Source organism: Steroidobacter sp. (assembly GCF_036406195.1).
In the GTDB taxonomy this organism is placed as follows: domain Bacteria; phylum Pseudomonadota; class Gammaproteobacteria; order Steroidobacterales; family Steroidobacteraceae; genus Steroidobacter.
This window is the reverse complement of record NZ_DASWVW010000027.1, coordinates 565,985-582,396: the sequence shown is the minus strand read 5'-3', so window position 1 is coordinate 582,396 and position 16,412 is coordinate 565,985. Positions and strand designations below refer to the sequence as shown.

The following is a 16,412-nucleotide window of genomic DNA, read 5'->3' as shown; positions in this document are numbered from 1 at the left end:
CGAGGATCAGTAATTCACGTCGAAGGCGATCAGATGGAACGTGAACGCCACCCACAGCAGCACCAGCAGGGACAAGGCGAGCACGACCGCCCACAGCTTCGCGTACCAGCTTCGGTTGCTACGCAAGACCACCGCCGCGTTCCACAAGCCGAGCGCCGCGCCACCGACGAAGACGATGGGTGACGACAATTGCAGCAGCCACAACCAGGGATCCATGCTCGGGCTGAGCAGGTTGAGATTGCTGATCATCATGCCGGTCGTGGTGGCCCAGGCGATGAACAACACGACCGCGGCAGTGGCCGCGATACGAATCCAGCGATGCGCCCTGGCATCGTCGCCTGCCAGTCGATAAGGCACGCCATAGTGTCTGCGCACGAGCGCGGAGACTGGCCACGCGAGACTGGTCAGCAGCAGCGAGATCAATCCAACAACGAGCGCCGGCAGCAGCCAGCCCGGTGACCGCGATGCGGGCGTCCGCTCGAACATCATGAAGGGCGACAGGCCGTCCCAGCTGAAACGAGTGACCTGACCATCCTTTGCCTCGGCCGCCAGCAGCGCCTCGCCATCCACGTCGCGCCACACGAAGGGCTCGATCTCGCGCCACTTGATCGGCGCGCCGGCAAGGTTGCGGGCCATCGACACAGTGATGGTGTTATCCGGGTTGGCAATCACTTTGACCGGACCGACCAGACCGAGCAGACGGAAGAAGCTCGAATCGGCGCGACGCGAGTTCTCGTAGATACCGGCGATCATGCGCGCATGCTCCGCTGCGGTCTGCTCATCGACTTTGCCGTCGAGCGTCTGGCCCGGCAGATATCGCTCGGCGAACTGATCGAACAAGGCGCTGCGAATGTTGTGCGAAGCAGGACCGACACCGGAGCTGTTCAGGCTGACGAACATGCCCACGCCATCGTCAATAAACAAATGCAGGTCGCTATGGAACCAGATGGTGTCGCCACCGTGACCCACCGCGCGGCGACCGTTGTAGTTCTGCTCGTAGAAGCCGAGCACCATTCGATGCACTCGCGGCAGGATCGTCAGCGCGGTCGTATGCATCTGCTCAGCCGTGCTTTCCTGCAGAATGCGCGCGGACCCGAAAGCGCCCTTCTGCAGGTGCGCGATCATGAACTTCGCCATGTCGGCACCGGTCGCGGACAAACTGCCCGCGGGCGCGACGCCGACGATCTCGAACGGCTTCGGCTCGCCGGAGGCCACTTCATAGCCGTTGGACATGAGCGGCTTCAATCGATCGGGCAGCGGCTGACGGAAGGAGGAATGCTCCATGCCGAGTGGCCCGAAGATGTGCTGGTCGATGTAATCGTCGAACGGCATGCCAGACACGCGCTCGACGATGTAGCCCGCCAGGGCCGTTGCGTAGTTCGAATATGCAGGCGTGGTGCCCGGCGGGAAGATGCGAGTCGGGACCCACTCCTTCATGCGTTCGGCGAGCACCGGGGTGGGCTCGCCCTCCTTGCCTATCAAACCCTTGAGCTGCTCTTCGAAGCCAGCGGTGTGGGTCATGATGTTGCGCAAGGTGATGGGCTGACCGTCGCGCGGCGGGATCTCGAAATCGAGGTACTGATTGACGTCGGCGTCCAGGTCGAGCTTGCCCCGCTCCACCTGCTGCATCACCGCTGTCCAGGTGAACAGCTTGGACACCGAACCGGGACGGAACAAAGTGCGCTCCGGATCGACCGGCTTGCGTTCGGCCACGTCCGAATAGCCGTAGCCCTTTTGCAGCAAGACCTCGCCGTCCTTCACCACCACGACCACCGCGCCGGCGATGCCGCCGGTTTGCAGCGCGTAGGGCAAGTAGCCGTCGAGCCACGCTTCGACGTCCTGTCTCGTCAGCGGTGTTGTTCCGGGAGCCGTTTCCGCGGCTGGAACACTCGCGTCCGCCGTGGGTGTGGGCGGCGGCAACTGCGCCCCCTCCTGTGCCCAAGCGCCGCCCGCCAGGCCGAGCAGACCGAGGACACCCACCAACGTCGTCACCCCCATCAACGTCGTCCCGCGTGCGCGCATTTCATCCCTCACTCTTGTTCGAGTTGCCGTTTGCGAGTGGCCCCGGCGTTTTCTCGTATTTGGAATAATAGTCCTGAATGGAGAATCGTCAACCTGATTTGGTAAGAGACTGACGCCGAGGCCCTGGCTGAGCCTGAACCGGCATCCGTTAGAATGAGCCGCGATGAAAACCACCAAGCCAGCCGCGAAAGCCGAGACCGAGCAGCGAACCGACCGTCACGCCGACCGCCCCACTCTGGGCCGGGTGCTGCGGGCCTTGCGGACCCGCAATGATTGGACGCTGAAGGAAATGAGCGACCGCACCGGGATCCCGCTGTCGACCCTGGCCAAGGTCGAGCACGACCGGCTCACCCTGACCTATGACAAGCTGCTGCAATTGAGCGAGCGCTTGAAGATCCGGATGTCGGACCTGTTCGCCGAGCCCTCCGAGCCGACGGCGCAACCGGTCACCGCCCGCCGCAGCATCGGACGCATGGACCGGGCGATCCGCGTCAAGACCTCCAACTACGACTACTACTATTTGTGCGCCGAGCTGCGCCGTAAAAGGATGATTCCCATCCTCACGCACATCCGCGCCAAGAGCATCGAGGAATTCGGCGATCTCGTGCATCACTCGGGCGAGGAATATATCTACGTGCTCTCGGGCAGGATCGAGGTACACACCGAGTTCTACGATCCCATCGTGCTGGAAGCCGGGGAATCGCTGTACATCGATTCGAACATGGGCCACGCCTATGTGGCCGGCGAAGGTTGTGATGAAGCGATCGCGCTCGGCGTGTGCTCGAGCGCCGAGGAAGACCTGATGGAATCGCTGCTGGAATTGCACGGCGACGACCATGTGCGTCTGTCGCGTCCCACGGAGCCGGAAGGTACGCCGCAGTCCGACAAAACGAAACCGCGCCGGAAAAAAAGCGTGGCCTAGGGCCGACGCGCGATCAACGCCGCGTGGCTAGACGACGCGCAATCAACTCAACGTGCGGCGTCCTGCCAACGCGTGAGCAAGCGTGCCCCCATCGACGTATTCGAGCTCGCCGCCGATAGGAACGCCGTGCGCAATGCGGCTCGATTTCACGTTGTGACGAGCCGCGATCTCCGCAATCACGTGCGCGGTGGCATCGCCTTCCACCGTGGTGCTGGTGGCGAGAATGGCCTCGCTCACAGTGCCGTCAGCGAGCAATGTTTCCAATTGCGCAAAGCCCAGCTCATCCGGGCCGATGCCATCGAGCGGCGAGAGATGCCCCATCAATACGAAGTACGTGCCGCGATAGCTGCCGGATTGCTCGATCGCAGCCACATCGGCTGGCGATTCCACGACGCACAGCATCGCGCGATCACGGGCGGGCGAAGCACAGATGGGACACAGATCGGCATCGGCAAACATGCGGCAACGCTGGCAGCGGCCAACCCCCACGACCGCCTTCTGCAACGCGTCGGCCAGCAGGCCGGCGGCATTGCGGTCCTTCTCCAGCAAATGAAACGCCATGCGCTGCGCCGACTTGGGCCCGACTCCGGGCAGGCAGCGCAGCGCTTCGATCAACCGAATCAGGGAAGGCGGATAGATCATGGCGGCGGTTGGCGGTTGGCGGTTGGCGGCTGGTCCGGAGAGCATGCCCTTCGGGCACCGTTCTTCTCGAACCGCAAGCCGCCAGCCGCCAACCGCTGGTTCGTCAGAACGGCAGCTTGAATCCCGGCGGCAGGTTCATACCCCCCACCAGGCTGGCCATGCGCTCCTGGGTGGTGCGTTCGACCTTCTGCACGGCGTCGTTGACGGCCGCGGCAATCAGGTCTTCCAGCATGTCCTTGTCGTCGCTGCTCACGATCGAAGGATCGAGCGTCACGCGGCGCACTTCGTGCTTGCCGGTCATCACCACCTTGGCCATGCCGCCGCCGGCCTCGCCGGTCACTTCGAGCTGGGCGAGCTCGGCCTGGGCGCGCTGCATGTTGGCCTGCATCTGCTGCGCCTGTTTCATCAGGTTGCCGATATTGCCTTTCATAGCTACTCCGTCTCTCTGCTCGGCCGCCGGGCGACCGGAATGACTGTCAGTTGTCGATCGGCCGGATCGACTCCGGCGTCACGGTCGCGCCAAACATTTCTTTCATGGCGCGGATGTTGGGATCGTTTTCGATGGCGGCTCGCGCATTCTGCAGACGGTCGTCCGCGGCGGCCTTGAGCTGGCGAGCCGGCGTATTCAACGCCTCGGGCTCGCCTTCGATGAATTCCAGCACCACGGCCTCGCCGTAGTACGTGCTCAGCGCCTGCTTGAGCTTTTCTTCCATCATGGCCGTGCGGTAGTGCGCGCCTTCGGGATCGAGCGACAGACGCACTTTGTTTCCTTGCCGACCCAGGAAGGCGCAGTTCACTGCGAGCTGACGCGTGATGCCACCGAGGTTCATCTGCGCGACCATCGCAGTCCAATCGCCATCTGTACCGGCAGCCGCCGGCGCGGGTGCCGCGACGTTAATGGTGGCAGGTGCAACGCTGGCCGGAGGCGGCTGTACTGGCGCCGCTGCGGCCGCACGCACCGACGCTGGCACGCGGCCCGCCGGAGCACTGGCCGGACGAGCTGCCGGGGCAGGCGCCGATCCACCGCCAGCCGTTGCTACAGCGTCCTGCACGCTGAACGCCAACATGCGCAACAGCACCATTTCGAATCCACCACGCGCGTCCGGCGCCAGCTCCAGATCGCGCCGGCCGATGATGGCGATCTGATAGAACAGCTGTGCATCTTCGGGAGTAATGGCGGCGGCGAGCTTCTTGTAAGCCTCGACGTCTTCCGATTCGTCGATCTGCAGATCAGGCACGGCCTGCAGCAACGCAAGCTTCTGCAACAGCGCGGCGAGCTCGGCGAGCACTTCGCGATAGTCCGGCGCGTGCTCGTCCAGTTCATTGACGCATTCGATCACCTTGCGCGCATCGCGGGCAATCAGCGCCTCGACGATGCCGAACACCTGCGCCCGATCCAACGTGCCGAGCATGGTGCGAGTATCTTCGGCCGTGAGCTTGCCGCCACCGAACGCGATCACTTGATCGAGCAGACTCAACGCATCGCGCATGCTGCCTTCCGCGGCACGCGCGACCAGGCGCAGCGCTTCGGGCTCGAACTGCATGCTCTCCTGTTCGCAGATGAACTGCAGCCGCTTGAGAATCATCGCTGGCGGGAAGCGCTTCAGATTGAACTGCAGGCAGCGCGACAGCACCGTCACCGGCAACTTCTGCGGATCGGTGGTCGCGAGCAGGAACTTGACGTGCGGCGGCGGCTCTTCGAGGGTCTTCAGCAGCGCATTGAACGAGTGCGTCGAGAGCATGTGCACTTCGTCGATCAGGTAGACCTTGTAGCGGCCGCGCGCGGGCGCGTACTGCACGTTGTCGAGCAACTCGCGGGTGTCGTCGACTTTGGTGCGCGAGGCGGCGTCGACTTCGATCAAGTCGACGAACCGGCCTTCGTCGATCTCCCGGCAGGCGCTACACGTGCCGCACGGCGTCGGCGTCATGCCGGTTTCGCAATTCAGCGACTTCGCCAGGATGCGGGCGATGGTGGTTTTGCCGACACCCCGCGTGCCGGTGAACAGAAACGCGTGGTGCACCCGCCCGGACTGCAGCGCGTTGACGAGCGCGCGCATGACGTGATCCTGGCCAGCCAGCTCGGTGAAACTGCGCGGCCGCCATTTTCGAGCGAGAGCTAGATAAGACATGGAAGTGACTGGTGACTAGTGACTGGTGAATGGTCAGAGAAAACCGGCTCACGGGCAGCATTACAGCACAGGCTTCCCCTCCCACCAGTCACTAGTCACGAGTCACTAGTCACTTCATTTCCTGGATGGAGACGGCCCGCGCCGGCGCTTCTCCGGCGCCCGATATCACCGTTACCGTTGCTCCCTTCCGGGCCTGGCGGGGTTCGCGGCTGATCGTCGCGGAGAAACCGACGCGAGCCGCCATAGAAGCCCACGAAAATCGGCAGTCAAATGCGGCGGCGGAATATACCAGAGTGGCAGTGGCTAGTGACCAATGTCCAATGAATAGACCCACTTAGCCCCGGCCGCGGTAGCCCGGCACGCCCTGGTCCGGCAGCCACAGCCCTGCCGGGGGCTTGCCGGTCTGCCAGAACACGTCTATGGGGATGCCGCCGCGCGGATACCAGTACCCGCCGATCCGCAGCCAGCGCGGCTTCAGGAAGTCCACCAGCCGTGCGCCGATGGCGACGGTGCAGTCTTCGTGAAACGCCCCATGATTGCGGAACGAGCCCAGGTAGAGCTTCAGCGACTTGCTCTCGACCAGCCACTGCTTGGGCACGTAGTCGATCACGATGTGCGCGAAGTCCGGCTGCCCGGTCACCGGGCACAGCGAAGTGAACTCGGGCGCGGTGAAGCGAGCGACGTACTGCTTGTCGGGATGCGGATTCGGCACGCGCTCGAGCACCGCCTCCTCCGGCGACGCCGGCCAGGCGACCTTCGCACCCAGCTGACTCACGTGCCGGGCGACGTCGCTGCTCTGATTCCTTTTCGAGACCTTCGCCAACTTCAACCTCTGACTTCAGGCCGGGCCCTTCGGGCCGGCCCGGATAAAGATTTTTTCGGGTTTGTGGCGGCCTGACGGCCGCCACGAATTATGAAGCCGATCCGAACGCCACCGCACGTTCACCCTGGTTACAAGATCTCCGAGGCGTAATCGGCCAAACGCGAGCGCTCGCCACGCATCAGCGTGATGTGCCCGGCGTGCGGCCAATCCCGGAAACGATTGACGACATAGGTCAACCCCGACGTGGTCTCGGTCAGATACGGCGTATCGATCTGCGCGATGTTGCCCAGACAGACCACCTTGGTGCCTGGACCCGAGCGCGTTACGAGCGCCTTCATCTGCTTGGCCGTGAGGTTCTGCGCCTCGTCCAGGATCAGGAAGCGATTCAGGAACGTGCGGCCGCGCATGAAATTCAGCGAGCGGATCTTGATGCGATTGCGCAGCAAGTCATTGGTCGCGGCCCGGCCCCAGTTGCCGCCTTCCTGACTTTGCGTCAACACCTCCAGGTTGTCCATGAGCGCGCCCATCCACGGCTCCATCTTCTCTTCCTCGGTGCCCGGCAGGAAGCCGATGTCTTCGCCGAGCGGAATGGTCACGCGCGTCATGATGATCTCGCTGTAGCGATTGCTCTCCAGCGTCTGCGCCAGGCCGGCGGCCAGCGTCAGCAGCGTCTTGCCCGTGCCGGCCGGACCGAGGATGGTCACGAAATCGACCTCCGGGTCGAGCAGCAGGTTCAACGCGAAATTCTGTTCGCGATTGCGCGCGGTGATGCCCCAGACGCTGTGCCGCTCGTTGCGATAGTCACGAACCAGCTCCAGCACCGCCTCGTTGCCCTCGATCTTGCGCACCAGCGCCTCGAGCGCATTGGCGTCCTGCTGATACAGGAACTGGTTGACGTGCCAGTCACGCACCATCGGCCCGTGCACGCGATAGTAAGTGCGCGCCTGCTCCTGCCAGGAGTGCATGTTCTTGCCATGCTTCTCCCAGAAGTTCGCCGGCAACTCCTGCAGGCCCGTGTACAGCAGGTCGGCGTCTTCGATGGTCTTGTCGTTGTAATAGTCCTCGGCGTAGACGCCGATGATCGAGGCCTTGATGCGCAGGTTGATGTCCTTGGACACCAGCGTGACGCGCGCCTCCGGAAATTCCTTCTGCAGGGCCAGCGTCTGGCCGAGGATGGCATTGTCCGCGCCGTGGCCGGGCAAGTTGTCCGGCAGGCCGCCGCTCAACGCCTTGGTCTGGAAGAACAGCCGGCCCGCGACTTGTTTCTTGGCGCCGTTGATGTACTTGCCGCTCGGCAGCTCGATGCCCGCATCGATGTTGGACTTATTGGTGTCCGCCATCAGCTCGTCGAGAAAGCGGCTGACCTGGCGCACGTTGCGCGCGGCTTCGGACAAACCTTTCTTACCCGCATCGAGCTCTTCCAGCACGATCATCGGGATGTACACGTCGTGCTCATCGAAGCGAAAGATCGCGGTCGGATCGTGCATCAGGACATTGGTGTCCAGCACGAAGATACGGCGCTGGCCGCGCCTGGCAGCGCGAGCGCGCTTGTCGCCGGCTTTGTGATCGCTCGATTCGGCTCGGGTCATGAGAGGGGTCGTCGCTCCTATGGAAAGGATCGCAGCAGCGTCGAGGACGGGGTTACAGAGAGCGGGCGGCAGCGAGCACGGCTTCGGCATGGCCCGGCACTTTGACCTTGCGCCACTCCTGGCGCAGCACGCCAACGGAGTCGATCAGGAAAGTGCTGCGCTCCACGCCCATGAACTTGCGTCCGTACAGGCTCTTTTCCTTGATCACGTCGAACAGCTTGCACAGCGCCTGACTCTCGTCGGAGAGCAGCTCGAACGGAAATCCATACTTCGCCTTGAACTTCTCGTGCGAGGCGATGCTGTCGGTGGACACGCCCAGGATCAGCGTGTTGGCCTTCTTGAAGGCCGGTGCGAGATCGCGAAACGCCTCCCCTTCCATGGTGCAACCGGTGGTGTTGTCGCGTGGATAGAAGTAGATCACCAGGTTCTTGCCGGCCGCCTCGCTCGACTTCCAAGTGCCGCCGCCGGTGATCGGGCTGGAGAACGCGGGGACTTTCTTGCCAACCGCTACCTTGCCGCCGCCGGACGTCCTGCTCGGCGCGGTCACAGCGCGTGACTTGGTCGCACTAGAGGCTTTCTTGGCGACCCTGGCGCTCGGCCGTTTCGCGGGCGCTTTGGTGGCCGTCCTTTTGCTGGCGGGCGACGCTTTTTTTCCAGGCATCTCTTGGGGACTACGTTAGGACTTGACGGGTTCGAGGATGGCGTCGAGGTTGAGCTGGTCGCACAGGTCCATGAATTCCTCGCGCAATGCCGCGATGTGGATCTTGCCAGGGACGTGGACGACCATCTGTACGGAAAACATCGGCGCGCCGGTGTGCGCGGCCGCGTAGCTGCGCGTGTTCAGCTCGTTGATGTCGATGCCCCGCGCGCTGAAGAAGCCGGCCAGATTGTGCACGACGCCAGGTTGATCGAGGCACACCACATCCACCGAGTACGTCACCACGTCCTTGCGCGGCGGGCGCTGGTCGGTGCGGCGCAAGCTGACGGTGATCCCGGAGGCATCGCTGAGCTTCTTCAGCTCGGTCTCGAGCTTGGCCAGCGTATGCCAGTTGCCCGAGACCAGCAGCAACATGGCGAACTCGCTGCCGAGCGCGCTCATCCGGCTGTCGATGATGTTGCCGGAGCAATCGAGCACCACACGGGTCAGATCGTAGACGAGACCGGTGCGGTCGCTGCCGAGAGCGGAAATGACGATGAACTGCATCGAGAGCCTGAATGATTTTGCTATGCCGGGGCGGGACGTAAGTTTACACGGACCGGCGCGGCTGTCGGAACGCGAAATTCCCATCCTCCCGGTCCGCTTCTGCCGCTGGCCGGCCACGATTGTCCCTGATTGCCCAACATGCCGGCCGGCCCGCCCGTCGGCAGTTCACGTGCGTAAATGCCGGCAACTTTGGTAGCATCCTCGTCCTTCCCCAGCGAGGATGATCATGTTTAGCGGCAGCATCGTGGCGATCGTCACGCCGATGCAGGCGGATGGCTCTGTGGATCACAGCGCCCTGGACCGCCTGGTCGATTTCCACGTGTCCAATGGCACCAACGCCATCGTGGCCGTGGGCACCACCGGCGAATCGCCGACGCTGAGCGTCGAGGAGCACATCGGCGTGGTGAAACGCGTGGTCGAGCGCGCCGCCAAGCGCATCCCCGTGATTGCCGGCACCGGCGCCAATTCCACCGTCGAGGCGATCGAGCTCACCCGGCTGGCGAAAGACACCGGCGTGGACGCCTGCCTTTCGGTCGTGCCCTATTACAACAAGCCGACCCAGGAAGGGATGTACCAGCATTTCAAGGCCATCGCGCAGGCCGTGGACGTGCCCATCGTGCTGTACAACGTGCCGGGTCGCACGGTAGTCGACATGAAGCCGGAGACCGTGGAACGCCTGGCGGAATTCCCCAACATCGTCGGTCTGAAGGAAGCCTGCTCGCTGGAGCGCAACCGCGAGTTACTGAACCGCGTCGGCGGCCGTCTGGCGCTGTTCTCGGGCGACGACGATCTGGCCTGCGAAGCAGTGCTGGCAGGGTTCCAGGGCGTGATTTCGGTGACCGCCAACATCGCGCCGCGCCAGGTCCGCGCCGTCATCGACGCCGCCCTCGCCGGCAAGCGGGATGAAGCTCGCCAGCTCGACCGGAAGCTGCAGCCGCTGCACAAGGCCATGTTCCTGGAGAGCAATCCCATCCCGGTCAAATGGGCGGCCGCCCGCTTGGGCCTGATTACCGACGCCGTGCGCCTGCCGCTGGTGCCGCTGTCGCGCCAGTACCAGGCCCCCATCCTGGAGGCCATGCAGGCGGCCGGTATCGCGTTCGCCTGATTTCTTCATAAAGGGTGCGTGTCGGTTTGCCAGGAAACGGCGTCGACGTGTAACCTTCGCGCCTTGCTGGAGAGGTGGCCGAGTGGTCGAAGGCGCTGGACTGGAATTCCAGTTACATCCTCACAGGTGTACGTGGGTTCGAATCCCACCCTCTCCGCCAGAAAATGAAAAAGCCCCCCTTGCGGGGCTTTTTTATTTTCTGCAGGCAAGGTGGCGATGCGAACGCAAACTGGAGGGTTCGACAAAACTGCAGGAAAGCAGTTTTGCACGACCGAAGGTCGCCCCGAAGGGGCGAGGCACATGGATGTGCCGAGTGCCATCCCACCCTCTCCGCCAGAAAATGAAAAAGCCCCCTTGCGGGGCTTTTTATTTGTTGTCGACCGAGCTCATCAGCCGTGAATCGTGCGGCGCCTGGACGCCCGATCAACGAGCGTCGCTTGCTCCCAGCACCTTCGCGAATACCTCTCTATCGACGTTGCCGCCGGAAAGCACCGCCGCGACTTTCTTGCCTTTGACTTGCTCGCGTTCCTTGGCGATCGCCGCGACGGCGGCAGCGCCAGCACCTTCGGCGACGTTGTGTGTGCACTCGAAAATGGCACGCATCGCTGCCGCGATCTCGTCGTCGCTGACTTCGACAATACGATCCACATACTTCCAGATCAGCTCGAGTGCTTCGGGTTGAGGCGTGCGGCACGCCATGCCGTCGGCCAGTTGCGTCGACACTGGCGAATCGATCGGCTGCTTCGACGCAAACGACAATGCATATGCCCGAGCGTGCGCCGACACCACTCCAACGATCTTGGTCTCCGGACTCAGCGCATTCCTCACGGCTGTGCACGCACAAATGCCCGAACCCAGACCGATCGGAACATAGAGGGTGTTCAAGTTGGGAACCGCGCGGAACAATTCCACGCCGTAGCTGGCCACTCCTTGGATCAGCAACGGATGGAACGACGGCACCATGTGCGCGCCGGACGTTTCAGCCATTTGGATCGCGTGCTGCCGCGCCTCCTGGAAATCTTCGCCATGCTCGATCAACTTTGCTCCAAGCGCCCGCATGGCATTGTTCTTTTCCACGCCGTTACCAAAGGGAACGACGATCGTTGCATCCAGACCGTATCGCCTGGCTCCGAGCGCCACGGATTGACCGTGGTTACCGCGAGTAGCGGTGATCACCTCGCGAACTTTGCCCGCCTTGGCGAGATCGGCAAAATACACCAGGCCGCCGCGCACTTTGAATGCTCCCACCGGCGTATGATTTTCGTGCTTCAGCCACACCTCTGCCCCCAGCCGCTCGCCGAGCAGGGGCCAGCAATACTGGGGAGTGGCAGGCACCACCGAATAGACGAGTGGCGCGGTCGATTCGATCTGACTGAGCGTGGGCAGCATGACGCGTCCTGTGCGTAACCAGCCCGAAGTGTAGCAGCGCTCGCCGACTTTCCAAGGATGTCGCCTGCCGACGAACCCGCGACAACTACCGGCGCTGCTCCAGTTCCTTCGCCAGTTCCTGCTGCAACGAGCCCGGCTCCAACTCCGGAATGACCTGGCGCGTGGCGTGCACTTCCACCGACTGATAGAGACCGTCGCGAAAGTAGGGATCTGCCGCCAGGAGCTTATCGAGATGGGCGCGATCCTCGACTTCGAACAGGATGATGCTGCCGACGACCCGGCCGTCCTCACCGATCAGCGGCCCACCGAATTTGTAGGGCCTGGCATTCGCCATGGCATACCGGAGGTGATCGGCGCGGAGCCTGGCGCGAAGATCGCCGGGTTTATCTTTGCAATACACTACGAACAGCATGTCGTGCTCCTCATCGGCCGGACGTCGCTCGCACGCCTGGCGACAAGAGTAGCGCCGCTCGAGCGCCCACCTCCACTGCCGAGAAAATCTTGCATTTCCCGGCCCTACTGTGCATGGTGACACCGTGGTCCCCATCTATCGCGGCAGCGATTACATCGAAGCGCATCTGCTCACGGGCTTGCTGAGGCAGCGCGGAATCAAGGTGTTCCTGCAGGGCGCGTTGTTACAAGGCGGAATTGGCGACCTACCCGCGCTCGGACACCTGACCATCATGGTCGATGAGGAGGATCGTGTCGCTGCAAAGCGCATCCTCGCCGCGTACGAACGCGGCGAGTTGCAGATCGAAGACGAAACGCACGATGAATCGGACTTCGACGGTCAGGAAGAAAGAGGCCCCGCCGAAGACGACATCAAATAGCGCGCCCGGCTTACTGGGCCGCGGTTACGCGCCACATGCGCTGCCTTCAGCCCACACGCCGCCCGGCGATCTCCCGGTCGACCGGGCGCGACAAAGGCAGCTGCGCCAGATCCAGGAACGATGTGCGGCTGCTGGCATTGGCACGTCGAGCGCTCTCGCGCCGAGGGGGAAAGCGACTCAGTGCCTCGGTGACCCGATGCGGCGTGCCGAGATCGCTCCATCCACAAGCCGGCACCGTAAGTACACGCAACAGCGATGGAAACCGTTGCAGGATGTCGCGAGAGAAATCCAAAGCCGGCGCGCGCTCATAAAGTTCGGCAAGCTCGGCTTGCCGCGCATGAGGCTCGGTGATGCTGATTATCTGCCGCATGTCGGCCACCAACTCCGGCGAGCGTTGCTCGAATGCGTCCAACAACGTCTTGCCATGCGCGGCGAATATGAAGGAATTCCACACACCGCCCCGCGCGATGAGCACGCGAGCAGCGGCCATGCTGGGCTTCTCCACGAATTCGCTGACAGAACGCAGATTCGTGGCCACAGCGTCCTCGGCCACGATGTAGCCCAACTCGGGATCCGGCTCGTCTGGAGTGATGCCGAGGATCACGATCTGCCCGGGCTGCCGCCGGACACTTAATATCGCGGCTCGCAGGCACGGCGCCAGTAGCGACTCGTCGCGCACGAAATGATCGGACGGCAGGACCAGCAGAGCCGCGTCTGGATCTCGACGCAAGATCTCCAACAATGGCAACAGGATGCCCGTGGCGGTGCCGCGATTGCGCGGCTGCTGGATCACGTTTCCGGGGGGAATGTTCAGGTCCAAGGCCTCCCACCACAACCGATGGTGCTCCGAGACGACCACGCAGGTGCGCTCGGCCTCGCTCACGGCCTGCGCTCGGCGCATGGCGTCGTGTAACAGCGAGGCGTCACTGCCAAAAGAACAGAACTGCTTGGGCACGGCCACACCGGAGGCGGTCATCGTGAGCGAGTGCAAGCGACTGCCCTCGCCACCTGCCAGAACCAGGGCCCAGTCATGACCCGTGCTCGACGACCTCATCCCGCCTCTCTGTTGATCAGGCATGACGCTTGAGCCTCGCAGTGATGTTGACCCGCGCGAAGAGTGGCACGTAGCACGACTTAATACAGCCGTGACAAGCTCAGCAGTTTTACGTACAAGAACGGAGACGGCGAGGCGTGACTGCTTGCCGGACAGCGTTGTTTCTATTAGCGGGAGCTGCGAGTGGCCGCAACTCGAGCTCGAGTGCCGCGATCGCGTTCTGCTTCAGGATCAGCTCGTGCACCTGCTTGGGCCGGGAAGGAAGCGCGATGATGGCGGTCATGTCCGGAAAGTCCGCGGCGACCTCGTCGAGACGGATGGGATTGGAATACTTTAGACGCATTCCACAGACGCATTCCACCACCACCGGGCATGCCGGTGTCGATGCCGGAATGTCCGCTGTGGAGGATCGCCGGCAGCTGGTGCCCGGCGATGACCTCGTACAGCGGATACGCCATGCGATCGCTCGGAAAAAAGCCCTGGCACGACGGATGGAAAGCGCCGGCAATCAACCTTGTGCCTGCAACTGCAACTCCAGCTCGTGCAGCGTGCGATAGCACGGCAACACCTGGTCCACGCTCGAGTTTGGCTCGCGCTTGTCGCGAATCGCGGCGAAGAACTCGCGATCCTGCAGCTCGATGCCGTTCATCGAAACGGCCACCTTGGACACATCGATCTTTTCGTCGCGGCCATTGACCAGATCGTCATAGCGCGCGATGTAGGTGCCGTTGTCACAGATGTAACGGAAGAACGTGCCCAGCGGCCCATCGTTGTTGAACGACAGCGACAGCGTGCAGATTGCGCCAGACGCGGTCTTCAACTGGATCGACATGTCCATGGCAATGCCCAGCTGCGGATGAATCGGTCCCTGGATGGCGTTGGCAACGGTGATCTCCTCGCCCGTCTGATAGCGGAACAGATCCACCGTATGCGCCGCGTGATGCCACAGCAGATGATCGGTCCACGACCGCGGCTCGCCGAGTGCGTTGGTGTTGGTGCGGCGGAAGAAGAAGGTCTGCACATCCATCTGCTGAATCTTCAGCTCGCCGGCGCGCAACCGCCTGTTCAACCACTGATGCGAAGGATTGAAGCGACGCGTATGACCGACCATGCACACCAGCCCGGTCTGCTTTTGCAGATTGGCCACCGCCTGCGCGTCAGCCCAGCTGTCCGCCAGCGGAATCTCCACCTGCACGTGCTTGCCCGCCTTCATGCAGGCGAGCGCCTGCGATGCATGCATCTGCGTCGGCGTGCAAAGAATCACCGCGTCGACATCGGGACGCGCCAGGCTCTCTGAAAGCTCGGTCGTCACATGCTCGATCGAGAACTTCTTCGCCACTTCGCGCGTCTTCGCCAGCTCGCGCCCCACCAGCGACGTGACTTGCACGTCCGGAATGTTCTGAATGCCTTCCAGATGTTTGACACCGAAGGCACCCGCACCGGCAATGGCGACTCGCAGGGTGCTCATTACGAATTCTCCAGGATCAAGTGCCCGACCGCGGTGTTACTGGCCGGCACGTGGTAGAAACGATGCGCAACTCGCGGCGGGTTGTCGCTCATTGCGCCGCGAGCGATCAGCCACATCACCAATTCGATGCCCTCCGAGCCGGCCTCCCGCACATATTCAATGTGCGGCATGTCCGCCAGCTTGTCCGGCTCGGCGATCAAACGATCCAGGAATGCATTGTCCCAGGGCTTGTTGATCAAGCCGGCGCGTGGGCCCTGCAGTTGATGGCTCATGCCGCCCGTGCCCCAGATCTGAATCTTCAGCGGCTCGTCGTACAGCGACACCGCCTTGCGAATCGCACGGCCGAGATTGAAGCAGCGCCGCCCGGAAGGCACCGGGTACTGCACCACATTGACCGCGAACGGAATGACGGCACACGGCCACTGCTCGACCTGGCCGCACATCAGCGACATAGGCACCGTCAAGCCATGATCCACGTCCATGCGATTGACGATGGTGAGATCGAAATCATCCTGGATCACGGACTGCGCGATGTGCGCCGCCAGCTCGGGATGGCCTTTCACTACCGGCACCGGCCGCGGCCCCCAGCCCTCGTCGGCCGGCTGGTACTCGGCGGCACAGCCGATCGCGAAGGTGGGAATGCATTCCAGGCTGAAAGCGGTGGCGTGATCGTTGTAGACCAGGAAAATCACATCGGGCGTATTCTCCTTGAACCACGCCTTGGAAGGCTCGTAACCTGCGAACACCGGCTTCCAGTAATCGTCACGGGTCTTGCCCAGGTCGATCGCGGCGCCGATGGCCGGCACGTGCGATGTGTAGACACTTGCGGTGATCGCGGCCATTAGCGTTTCCCCCGTGGGTCGAGCAGCGGGCTGCCGACTTTGCGTCCGCCTTGTAGCATCATTTTCGCGTATTCCTCTTGCGTCAGGCCCGTCATGCTGGCGGCCATGTATTGAAAGCTCTTGCCGTCGGTGGCGCCGATCTTGGCGAGGAAGTAGATGTTGCCGCCCAGCTCGATACAGCGATTCAGATCGCGGGCCAGCACCGCCTGCTTCTGCTCTTCGGTCATGGGCCACTCGTCGAGATAGGCGACTTCGTTCTCCTTGAAGCGCGCGCGGTTCTCCGCCTTCATCAGCGACATGCAGAACTGATTCAGGTGATAGCCTTTGCGCGATTGCTCGGCATCGAAAATGGTGGTACCGGGAAGGTCTTTATAGGGTTTGTCCAGAGCCATG

17 protein-coding genes, 1 tRNA gene, 1 other RNA gene and 1 pseudogene are annotated in these 16,412 nt (G+C 62.8%); 4 read left to right on the top strand and 16 right to left on the bottom strand.

The genetic code is table 11. The features are described from left to right. Positions 1–6: 6 nt before the first annotated feature. On the bottom strand, positions 7–2,022 hold the full coding sequence (locus tag VGE08_RS14115) for a serine hydrolase domain-containing protein (RefSeq protein WP_331068535.1): 2,016 nt from the start codon (positions 2,020–2,022) through the stop codon (positions 7–9). A gap of 163 nt (positions 2,023–2,185) precedes the next feature. Here VGE08_RS14115 and VGE08_RS14110 point away from each other — a divergent pair, with 163 nt between their 5' ends. Beyond that, positions 2,186–2,944, top strand: coding sequence for an XRE family transcriptional regulator (locus tag VGE08_RS14110; RefSeq protein ID WP_331068534.1), 759 nt, complete (start codon positions 2,186–2,188; stop codon positions 2,942–2,944). 42 nt (positions 2,945–2,986) lie between these two features. Here the strand turns inward: VGE08_RS14110 and recR are convergent, their stop codons facing one another. From recR to VGE08_RS14070, 8 genes are all read right to left on the bottom strand, one after another. After that, a complete protein-coding gene (recR, locus tag VGE08_RS14105; RefSeq protein ID WP_331068533.1) occupies positions 2,987–3,586 on the bottom strand; it encodes a recombination mediator RecR in 600 nt (199 codons plus the stop codon). 103 nt (positions 3,587–3,689) lie between these two features. Further along, a complete protein-coding gene (locus VGE08_RS14100; RefSeq protein WP_331068532.1) occupies positions 3,690–4,016 on the bottom strand; it encodes a YbaB/EbfC family nucleoid-associated protein in 327 nt (108 codons plus the stop codon). 46 nt (positions 4,017–4,062) lie between these two features. After that, positions 4,063–5,715, bottom strand: a complete 1,653-nt coding sequence (gene dnaX, locus VGE08_RS14095) for a DNA polymerase III subunit gamma/tau (protein ID WP_331068531.1) — start codon at positions 5,713–5,715, stop codon at positions 4,063–4,065. Between the two features lie 136 nt (positions 5,716–5,851). Continuing rightward, an RNA gene (gene ffs, locus VGE08_RS14090) (signal recognition particle sRNA small type) lies at positions 5,852–5,948 on the bottom strand. 101 nt (positions 5,949–6,049) lie between these two features. Then, a complete protein-coding gene (gene queF, locus VGE08_RS14085) occupies positions 6,050–6,490 on the bottom strand; it encodes a preQ(1) synthase (RefSeq protein ID WP_349258701.1) in 441 nt (146 codons plus the stop codon). A gap of 176 nt (positions 6,491–6,666) precedes the next feature. Further along, positions 6,667–8,025: a PhoH family protein gene (locus tag VGE08_RS14080; protein ID WP_349258700.1), complete on the bottom strand. Its 1,359-nt coding sequence runs from the start codon at positions 8,023–8,025 to the stop codon at positions 6,667–6,669. Positions 8,026–8,179: 154 nt separating this feature from the next. Then, positions 8,180–8,599, bottom strand: a complete 420-nt coding sequence (locus VGE08_RS14075; protein WP_414717490.1) for a peroxiredoxin — start codon at positions 8,597–8,599, stop codon at positions 8,180–8,182. A 204-nt stretch (positions 8,600–8,803) separates the two neighbouring features. Then, positions 8,804–9,331 carry a glycine cleavage system protein R gene (locus VGE08_RS14070; protein WP_331068527.1) on the bottom strand — a complete coding sequence of 176 codons (528 nt, stop codon included), beginning with the start codon at positions 9,329–9,331 and terminating at the stop codon, positions 8,804–8,806. A 226-nt stretch (positions 9,332–9,557) separates the two neighbouring features. On the opposite strand from VGE08_RS14070, the gene dapA reads away from it, so the two are divergent. Both dapA and VGE08_RS14060 read left to right on the top strand, forming a co-directional pair. Continuing rightward, positions 9,558–10,436, top strand: coding sequence for a 4-hydroxy-tetrahydrodipicolinate synthase (gene dapA / locus VGE08_RS14065; protein WP_331068526.1), 879 nt, complete (start codon positions 9,558–9,560; stop codon positions 10,434–10,436). Positions 10,437–10,504: 68 nt separating this feature from the next. Further along, positions 10,505–10,596: transfer RNA gene (locus VGE08_RS14060), tRNA-Ser, on the top strand. Between the two features lie 263 nt (positions 10,597–10,859). On the opposite strand, the gene VGE08_RS14055 is transcribed toward VGE08_RS14060, so the two are convergent. Both VGE08_RS14055 and VGE08_RS14050 read right to left on the bottom strand, forming a co-directional pair. Next, the gene (locus tag VGE08_RS14055; protein ID WP_331068525.1) at positions 10,860–11,825 is read right to left on the bottom strand and encodes a threonine dehydratase; all 966 of its coding nucleotides are present in this window, start codon (positions 11,823–11,825) and stop codon (positions 10,860–10,862) included. Positions 11,826–11,910: 85 nt separating this feature from the next. Further along, positions 11,911–12,237, bottom strand: a complete 327-nt coding sequence (locus tag VGE08_RS14050; RefSeq protein WP_331068524.1) for a YciI family protein — start codon at positions 12,235–12,237, stop codon at positions 11,911–11,913. 124 nt (positions 12,238–12,361) lie between these two features. Between VGE08_RS14050 and VGE08_RS14045 the strand changes: the two genes are divergently transcribed. Then, positions 12,362–12,655 carry a DUF2007 domain-containing protein gene (locus tag VGE08_RS14045; protein WP_331068523.1) on the top strand — a complete coding sequence of 98 codons (294 nt, stop codon included), beginning with the start codon at positions 12,362–12,364 and terminating at the stop codon, positions 12,653–12,655. 46 nt (positions 12,656–12,701) lie between these two features. On the opposite strand, the gene VGE08_RS14040 is transcribed toward VGE08_RS14045, so the two are convergent. The 5 genes and pseudogenes from VGE08_RS14040 to ligA all read right to left on the bottom strand — a co-directional run bounded on the left by VGE08_RS14040 (position 12,702) and on the right by ligA (position 16,411). Then, the gene (locus tag VGE08_RS14040) at positions 12,702–13,709 is read right to left on the bottom strand and encodes a sugar phosphate nucleotidyltransferase (RefSeq protein ID WP_331068522.1); all 1,008 of its coding nucleotides are present in this window, start codon (positions 13,707–13,709) and stop codon (positions 12,702–12,704) included. 232 nt (positions 13,710–13,941) lie between these two features. Beyond that, positions 13,942–14,206: pseudogene (locus tag VGE08_RS26360) on the bottom strand (amidohydrolase family protein); the annotation flags it as partial. 11 nt (positions 14,207–14,217) lie between these two features. Further along, positions 14,218–15,177, bottom strand: a complete 960-nt coding sequence (locus VGE08_RS14030) for a Gfo/Idh/MocA family oxidoreductase (RefSeq protein WP_331068520.1) — start codon at positions 15,175–15,177, stop codon at positions 14,218–14,220. After that, positions 15,177–16,019, bottom strand: a complete 843-nt coding sequence (locus VGE08_RS14025; protein ID WP_331068519.1) for a class III extradiol dioxygenase subunit beta — start codon at positions 16,017–16,019, stop codon at positions 15,177–15,179. The genes VGE08_RS14030 and VGE08_RS14025 overlap by 1 nt, the downstream gene beginning before the upstream one ends. Continuing rightward, positions 16,019–16,411: a protocatechuate 4,5-dioxygenase subunit alpha gene (gene ligA, locus VGE08_RS14020; protein WP_331068518.1), complete on the bottom strand. Its 393-nt coding sequence runs from the start codon at positions 16,409–16,411 to the stop codon at positions 16,019–16,021. The genes VGE08_RS14025 and ligA overlap by 1 nt, the downstream gene beginning before the upstream one ends. Position 16,412 lies beyond the last annotated feature (1 nt).

What these genes read in the sequence shown, in the direction of transcription:
- VGE08_RS14080 (WP_349258700.1), bottom strand. Translation starts at nt 8,025, where the DNA reads ATGCACGATCCGACCGCGATCTTTCGCTTCGATGAGCACGACGTGTAC.
- VGE08_RS14110 (WP_331068534.1), top strand. Translation starts at nt 2,186, where the DNA reads ATGAAAACCACCAAGCCAGCCGCGAAAGCCGAGACCGAGCAGCGAACC.
- VGE08_RS14115 (WP_331068535.1), bottom strand. Translation starts at nt 2,022, where the DNA reads ATGCGCGCACGCGGGACGACGTTGATGGGGGTGACGACGTTGGTGGGT.
- VGE08_RS14070 (WP_331068527.1), bottom strand. Translation starts at nt 9,331, where the DNA reads ATGCAGTTCATCGTCATTTCCGCTCTCGGCAGCGACCGCACCGGTCTC.
- dnaX (WP_331068531.1), bottom strand. Translation starts at nt 5,715, where the DNA reads ATGTCTTATCTAGCTCTCGCTCGAAAATGGCGGCCGCGCAGTTTCACC.
- VGE08_RS14100 (WP_331068532.1), bottom strand. Translation starts at nt 4,016, where the DNA reads ATGAAAGGCAATATCGGCAACCTGATGAAACAGGCGCAGCAGATGCAG.
- VGE08_RS14050 (WP_331068524.1), bottom strand. Translation starts at nt 12,237, where the DNA reads ATGCTGTTCGTAGTGTATTGCAAAGATAAACCCGGCGATCTTCGCGCC.
- VGE08_RS14040 (WP_331068522.1), bottom strand. Translation starts at nt 13,709, where the DNA reads ATGAGGTCGTCGAGCACGGGTCATGACTGGGCCCTGGTTCTGGCAGGT.
- ligA (WP_331068518.1), bottom strand. Translation starts at nt 16,411, where the DNA reads ATGGCTCTGGACAAACCCTATAAAGACCTTCCCGGTACCACCATTTTC.
- VGE08_RS14030 (WP_331068520.1), bottom strand. Translation starts at nt 15,177, where the DNA reads ATGAGCACCCTGCGAGTCGCCATTGCCGGTGCGGGTGCCTTCGGTGTC.
- VGE08_RS14025 (WP_331068519.1), bottom strand. Translation starts at nt 16,019, where the DNA reads ATGGCCGCGATCACCGCAAGTGTCTACACATCGCACGTGCCGGCCATC.
- VGE08_RS14055 (WP_331068525.1), bottom strand. Translation starts at nt 11,825, where the DNA reads ATGCTGCCCACGCTCAGTCAGATCGAATCGACCGCGCCACTCGTCTAT.
- dapA (WP_331068526.1), top strand. Translation starts at nt 9,558, where the DNA reads ATGTTTAGCGGCAGCATCGTGGCGATCGTCACGCCGATGCAGGCGGAT.
- recR (WP_331068533.1), bottom strand. Translation starts at nt 3,586, where the DNA reads ATGATCTATCCGCCTTCCCTGATTCGGTTGATCGAAGCGCTGCGCTGC.